Origin of the sequence: Gemella sp. GH3, from assembly GCF_013415425.1 — a bacterium.
Classification (GTDB): Bacteria; Bacillota; Bacilli; order Staphylococcales; family Gemellaceae; genus Gemelliphila.
Genome location: NZ_JACBYC010000216.1, coordinates 1 through 472, shown reverse-complemented (window position 1 = coordinate 472; position 472 = coordinate 1). Strand labels below are relative to the sequence as shown.

The following is a 472-nucleotide window of genomic DNA, read 5'->3' as shown; positions in this document are numbered from 1 at the left end:
AGTTTCTACTCTCTAATTAAATAGTTAGGTTGAAGAGATTTGTTCGACCAACTTTATAAGTTTTGTCGAGTCAAATACAACCTGAATTCTTTGAGAAATTAAAACCCCGTTATTGCGATAACGGGGTTTTTAATTACCTTGTAATTATATTTAGTATTATAGATTAACTAGCTTAAGCATACGAATAAATTTTAATTGAGGTGTGGACATGAGTCACTACTATGATGAAAATCCTGAAGTGAAAAGCAATCAAAAGAAAATAAGATATCATTTTGATAAGGTGCATTTAGAGTTCACGACTGACACAGGTGTGTTCTCAAAAGATAGAGTAGATTATGGTTCGGATTTGTTAATTAAAACATTTTTAAAGGAACATCCGCCTGGACCTAGTAAATATATTGCCGATGTTGGTTGCGGATATGGGCCTATCGGATTAACTATTGCTAAAGTTTCACCACATCATCAATTATAT

At 32.4% G+C, this 472-nt stretch carries 1 protein-coding gene; it reads left to right on the top strand.

Translation table 11 applies throughout. The features are described from left to right. Window positions 1-208: 208 nt before the first annotated feature. Window positions 209-472: methyltransferase (locus HZY83_RS07770; RefSeq protein WP_179943476.1), on the top strand; the 264-nt coding region annotated here is incomplete at its 3' end.